Source organism: Idiomarina sp. UBA4206 (genome assembly GCF_002383015.1).
GTDB classification, from domain to species: Bacteria; Pseudomonadota; Gammaproteobacteria; order Enterobacterales; family Alteromonadaceae; genus Idiomarina; species Idiomarina abyssalis.
Window position 1 is genome coordinate 7,124 of sequence record NZ_DFTS01000037.1, and the last position, 5,537, is coordinate 12,660.

Consider the following 5,537-nt stretch of genomic DNA (forward strand, 5'->3'; position numbering starts at 1 on the left):
GCTAACGGCTACCGAACAACTGCAAAAAGCGCTAGCTGCCTGCCGTAAGTATTCTCGCCCGGTATTAATTGAAGTTGCGCGGGATGCTTACGATTACCCCGTTGAACCACCTCAGGCCTTAGCCGTACCGGAAATGCCAGATACAGAGCTGTCCAGCCTGACCTCACAGCTAAAAAAACGTCTGGAAAAAGCAAAAAAACCCGTAATTCTGGCAGGTATCGATGTGCGCCGCTTTAACGCCTCTGCTGAACTGGAGAACTTCAGTAAGAAAACCGGCATTCCAATTATCACCACCTTTCTCGGACGCGCGGTGGTTGATCATACACACCCTAACTTTGCCGGCGTATTTCTTGATGATGCTGATACCCGGGCCTACCAGTTACTGGAGCAGACCGACTTAATTCTGGCGGTGGGGGTTATCCGCACAGACAGTAACTTTGCCGCCCATAATCCACTCTTTAATAATGAGAAGCTGGTAGATATTCAGCAGAACCACTGTCAGATAGAAAAAAGTGCTTACCACCATGTGCAGCTGGATAAGCTATTCCGCAAGTTAGAGCAAGGTAACCTCCCAGACTACCACTACTCTATAGCCGCGACCGGCAGTTGCTCTATACCTGATGATACCTTTAATGCCGACAACGTGATGCGCACCATTCATCAGCAACTGGCACGCAGTGAACAGGTGGTTCCTTTTGTGACCGATGTCGGCGATTGCCTGTTTGCCTCGTTACAGGCCGAACCCAGTCTTTGTCTGGCCCCCGCCTACTATGCCTCGATGGGCTACTCCATACCCGCAGCCTATGGTATTCAGGCCGCTACGGGCATGCGGCCCATGGTGTTGGTAGGCGATGGCGCTTTCCTGATGACCGGACTGGAGATTGGACATTTTCAACGACATGATTATGCCCCAATTATTGTGCTCTTTAATAACCGTTGCTGGGACATGATCCAGGCTTTTGCACCTCAACTTGAATGCACCAATCTCAATGGCTGGGACTATCAGCAGTTAAGTCAGAGCATGAACTGTGACTATTATCGCGTCAGCCAAAGTGCACAACTTGAAGACGCCGTTCAGCAGGCGTTAATGCAGACAAAGAAAGTGTCTTTTATTGAGGTTGAGCTGGCAGCCAATACCAGAACTGAAAGACTGAACCGCTTTGCTTATCGCTTTCTTAATGCATAGCGGCTGCTTTAAATGACGCATAAACCTGTTGTTGCAACTGTAAGTTCAGACGTTTAACCGAGGCATTGGTTACCAATGCCCGGAGTATCTGGTCACCAACGGTTAAAACAACAACGGTCTCAGCAACATGCTTCGCAGGTTCAAAGTCGATAATACGCGCGACGACCTGGTTCGTCAGTGAGGTATTAGGTAAATATCCTGTCGCAATACTGACGTCTCTCGCCCAGACAAGTAGCCGCCCCGCCGCGCGTGTTTTTGCCTCGCTCACACCTGTCACATCGACAGCGGCATTGACCGGTAGCCAGAGTTGCTGCTCCGCCAATTGCCATGCAAGCAGTTCATCGGTGGCATTAACACGCCCGGCCGTTTGGTTCGGTGGCGTTACCGATAACACCGACAGCGGCCCTTCGCTGTGGCCGGCCAGAGAATCGATCTGGGTCTGCAAAGTACCGCTGGAGACGAGCTTCCCATCCGCCATGATTACTACGTCGTCGGCCAGCTGCACCACTTCCTCAACATGATGCGACACCAGCAACATAGGTAACCGGAAGCGATTCTGTATTCGTCGTAAATCGGTAAGAATTTGTTTTTTCGCGGTTGCATCCAGACCATTCATGGGCTCATCGAGTAATAATAACTGTGGCTGTGACAACAATGCCCTGCCAATGGCTACGCGCTGCTGCTGCCCTCCGGAAAGCTGGCCCGGCTTACGCTGCAGCAGCTCTCTAAGTGACAACATATCAACGACCTCAGCAAAGCCGATAGCCAATTCACTGTCACTGACGTTTTTCGGCATGCCGTATCTTAGGTTATTTTCGACCGACATAGTGGTAAACAAGTGAGCCTGTTGAAATACCAGTGCCAGTCCACGTTGCTCCGTTTTCATGCGCGGTTTGCGCGAATGCCAGAGTGCATCCCGCCAGCGGACACTGCCTTTCAGACCCGGAGTTAATCCGGCGATAGCTCGTAATAAAGTACTTTTACCGCAGCCCGACGGGCCAAAAATGGCGGTCACACGGTCATCGGCAAAACTGTGCGCCAACTGCAGACAGAAGTCGCCCTGTTGTTGTTCTATATTGACCGTTAACATAACCGCCCTCCACGCTGAGCGCGCCTCTGCCAGGCATAAACTGAGACCAGTACGGTAAAGGCAAATAACAACAGACCCAGCGACAACCGCTCAGCCGCGCCGTAGTTCATGGCTTCGGCATGGTCGTAAATAAGCACCGACAAAACCTGGGTTTCTCCCGGTATACTGCCACCAAGCATTAAAATGACACCAAACTCGCCTAAGGTATGGGCAAAGCTCAGAGTTGCCGCAATGAGGAACCCGCCCTGACAAGAGGGCAATACAATGGTCCAGAAGCGACGCCACCAGCCGGCACCCAGAGTTGCTGCAACATCCAGTTGCTCTTTACCCAGTTGCCGAAAAGACTCCACCAGTGGCTGCACCGCAAAGGGTAAGGAATAAATAACCGAACCAATAAGAATGCCTTCGAAACTAAACGCCAGATGGTTCAGCCCCCAGGACTCCAGCGTAGATCCAATAAAACCGTTAGGACCTAGCCAAATGAGTAGATAAAAACCTAATACTGTCGGCGGTAACACCAATGGCAAAGCCACAATGGCCTGAACCGGAGCTACCAGCCAGCTGCGCTGATTCGCCAGCCACCAGGCAATAGGCGTCGCCAGCAGTAACAGAATAAGCGTACTGTAAGCGCCTAACTGCAATGTCAGAACTACCGCTTGCCAGTCTGTGCTACTCATTGCTGGCCCCCGCTCTGTTACCCGGCATTAACCCATGCTTACGTTTAAGAGGGTTAAACTCCTCTCTCTGTGTAAACTGACTGAACTGTATTGCTAAGTTCAAATCATCAGCGCGCTTTAACACCGCATGTGATTGCTCCAATAAGCGCTCGTCACTCAGAGGCAATACTAGCAACTGATTGTCGTCGCGAGCCTCAAATGGCAGAACGGAGACCGCAACAAAGGCCATATCGGCTGCACCTGACAAGGCCATTTGGGCTGCCTGAGCGACATTTTCTGCGTAAACCAACTGCCCCTCAACCGCATCAGCAAGCTGGTGGTTCTCTAAAACGCGCATAGCCGCCTTGCCAAAAGGAGCATGGCGCGGCTGGGCAATCGCCAGAGTAACGGATTTCATCTCGCTCAGCTGTTCAATCGACTCAGGCAGTAAGCCCGCTTTCGCGCTCCACAACACCAGTTGCCCATAGCCATCGGTGATGATTTTTCCGCTTAAATAGCCTTCTTCCTGCAAGTGCTGGATGTAACTATCGTCTGCGGAAAAATAAAGATCATACGGCGCACCGTGCTGAATTTGAGTAGCCAGCTTGCCGGAGGAGCCGAAAACCAAGCGTACAGAAACATTCTCGCGCTGCTCAAACTCATCTGCCAGCTCGGTCAACAAAGGCCGGTAGCTGGATGCTGCCGCTATGGTTAAGTCTGTAGCCCATACCGACGATGAAAAAAGCAATAACAACAAACTCCAAAGCTTCACTACTGCTGACTCCACTGCTCTGCCGCTTGCTGATCACTTTGCTTTGCTTCTACCCAGTGCTCGCCTTCTTCTGTATGTTCTTTCTTCCAGAAAGGCGCCCGGGTTTTTAAGTAATCCATAATAAAGCTGGCAGCCGAGAAAGCTGCCTGCCGATGGCCACTGGCAACGGCCACCATAACAATTTGTTCATTCAGTGCCAGATAACCCACCCGATGGATAACCGTCACGCCATGCAGGTCCCAGCGTTTCTGAGCCTCTTCAACAATATCGTTTAACGCCTTTTCGGTCATTCCCGGGTAATGCTCAAGCTCAAGACCGCGTAAACCACCGTCAGCAGAATCACGCACCAAACCTGTAAAAGTCACTACCGCACCGCACTGGTTATTCTGTGCGAGGCGTTGATATTCTGTGGCTAAATCAAAGTCTTCTTGCTGAACCCGAACGCTGATACTCATGAGTAACTCCTAACCACCGGTAACCGGGGGGAACAGCGCCACTTCATCACCGTCTTTAACTTCCGTTGTTAGCGGCAATAAGTTTTGATTAACCGCACACAGCAACTGATAGCGATCCAGCTCTTTAGCGTAGCGCTCAGACTGTTGTTTTAATACCTGAACCAGCTCTTGTACTGTACTGACGTCAGCATCCACCTGCGTTTCTGCTAACCCTAACCGTTCTCGTAGTACAGCAAAAAATTTTACGGTGATCACAACGGCGTACCTCCTCGTGTCCAGTGACCTCTTTTGCCACCTTCTTTCTCAAGCAGACAGGTGTCTGTTATGACCATGGCCGGATCAACCGCTTTGCACATGTCGTACACCGTTAAGGCCGCGACCGATGCCGCCGTCAAAGCTTCCATTTCCACGCCTGTACTACCGGTTACCTTGCAGAGACTCTGAATGCGAACTTCGCCTTTTTCATGGTCAAGTTCGAAGTCGATAGTGACTTTGGTTAGGGCTAACGGGTGGCAAAGAGGAATCAGCTCGCTGCATTTTTTAGCAGCCATAATGCCGGCAATGCGTGCTGTGGCCAGAACATCGCCCTTTTTAGCCGCGGCGGCTTCCAGCAGCTCAATCACGTCTGTGCGGCTACGTAGCCTGCTTTGTGCCACTGCTATGCGCGTAGTGGTGGCTTTATCAGCAACATCCACCATATGGGCTTCGCCGTGCTGATTCAGATGGGTTAATTCACTCATGTGTTTTCCTTATGACAGATGGCCGACGAAATTACAGGGGCCCTGACGTGAATCCAGCTGGGGGCCCAGCAAGCTGTCCCAGGCCAGCTCTGCAGCGCCGCCGGAGCCTGGTACTGCTGCAACTAAGGTACGGTTTGCTAATCCGGCAAACGCCCGTGACTGAACGCTGGAGGTACCGATATCAGCAAAAGACAGTTGTCTGAATAACTCACCAAAGCCATCAATATGACTGTCCAGTAGCGGCATTAGTGCGTCCTGAGTGACGTTATCCAGCGCGAAACCGGTGCCGCCATTGGTCACCACAACTTGAATATCTTCACGCGCTATCCACTGACTGACCAATGCTCTAATCTGGTATTTGTCGTGACTGAGTACTTCGCGTTCCACGACCTTGTGGCCATCGTTTTCCATGAGCTTCTGCAGCAGGTCGCCGGTGCTGTCATCCGCCCGGGTGCGTTTATCTGAAAAAGTCACCACAGCAATGTTTAATGGCTTAAAGGATTTATTAGCTTTCATGCATCCACTCCTGAGTCTGGCCGTGAATTTGACAGAGTTGCGACCATTGTTCCGGGGTATTGGTATTCACCAGTTGTGATTCGTTCTGGCAGGATAAGGCTTGCGCGTTAAATCGTTGCAGA

The 5,537-nt window shown here is 51.3% G+C and carries 8 protein-coding genes; 1 reads left to right on the forward strand and 7 read right to left on the reverse strand.

Going from position 1 to position 5,537, the window contains the following annotated elements; genetic code table 11:
* Positions 1-1,186 (forward strand): thiamine pyrophosphate-dependent enzyme (locus B3180_RS07520; RefSeq protein ID WP_286843830.1); only part of this gene is annotated, 1,186 nt, incomplete at its 5' end.
* Here the strand turns inward: B3180_RS07520 and modC are convergent.
* The 7 genes from modC to B3180_RS07555 are packed head-to-tail and all read right to left on the reverse strand — an operon-like array spanning position 1,176 to position 5,415.
* On the reverse strand, positions 1,176-2,276 hold the full coding sequence (gene modC / locus B3180_RS07525) for a molybdenum ABC transporter ATP-binding protein (protein ID WP_222236234.1): 1,101 nt from the start codon (positions 2,274-2,276) through the stop codon (positions 1,176-1,178). The two genes, B3180_RS07520 and modC, sit on opposite strands and share 11 nt — an antisense overlap.
* Positions 2,270-2,953 (reverse strand): molybdate ABC transporter permease subunit, encoded by a 684-nt coding sequence (gene modB, locus B3180_RS07530; protein ID WP_222236232.1) that lies wholly within the window; start codon positions 2,951-2,953, stop codon positions 2,270-2,272. The genes modC and modB overlap by 7 nt, the downstream gene beginning before the upstream one ends.
* Positions 2,946-3,704 carry a molybdate ABC transporter substrate-binding protein gene (modA, locus tag B3180_RS07535; protein ID WP_278358595.1) on the reverse strand — a complete coding sequence of 253 codons (759 nt, stop codon included), beginning with the start codon at positions 3,702-3,704 and terminating at the stop codon, positions 2,946-2,948. The genes modB and modA overlap by 8 nt, the downstream gene beginning before the upstream one ends.
* Positions 3,704-4,159 carry a molybdopterin synthase catalytic subunit MoaE gene (gene moaE, locus B3180_RS07540; RefSeq protein ID WP_278358594.1) on the reverse strand — a complete coding sequence of 152 codons (456 nt, stop codon included), beginning with the start codon at positions 4,157-4,159 and terminating at the stop codon, positions 3,704-3,706. The genes modA and moaE overlap by 1 nt, the downstream gene beginning before the upstream one ends.
* A 9-nt stretch (positions 4,160-4,168) precedes the next feature.
* Positions 4,169-4,414 (reverse strand): molybdopterin converting factor subunit 1, encoded by a 246-nt coding sequence (gene moaD, locus B3180_RS07545; protein ID WP_054488676.1) that lies wholly within the window; start codon positions 4,412-4,414, stop codon positions 4,169-4,171.
* Positions 4,411-4,899: a cyclic pyranopterin monophosphate synthase MoaC gene (gene moaC, locus B3180_RS07550; RefSeq protein WP_199494010.1), complete on the reverse strand. Its 489-nt coding sequence runs from the start codon at positions 4,897-4,899 to the stop codon at positions 4,411-4,413. The genes moaD and moaC overlap by 4 nt, the downstream gene beginning before the upstream one ends.
* A 9-nt stretch (positions 4,900-4,908) precedes the next feature.
* Positions 4,909-5,415: a molybdenum cofactor synthesis domain-containing protein gene (locus tag B3180_RS07555; RefSeq protein WP_278358593.1), complete on the reverse strand. Its 507-nt coding sequence runs from the start codon at positions 5,413-5,415 to the stop codon at positions 4,909-4,911.
* Between the last annotated feature and the right edge of the window lie 122 nt (positions 5,416-5,537).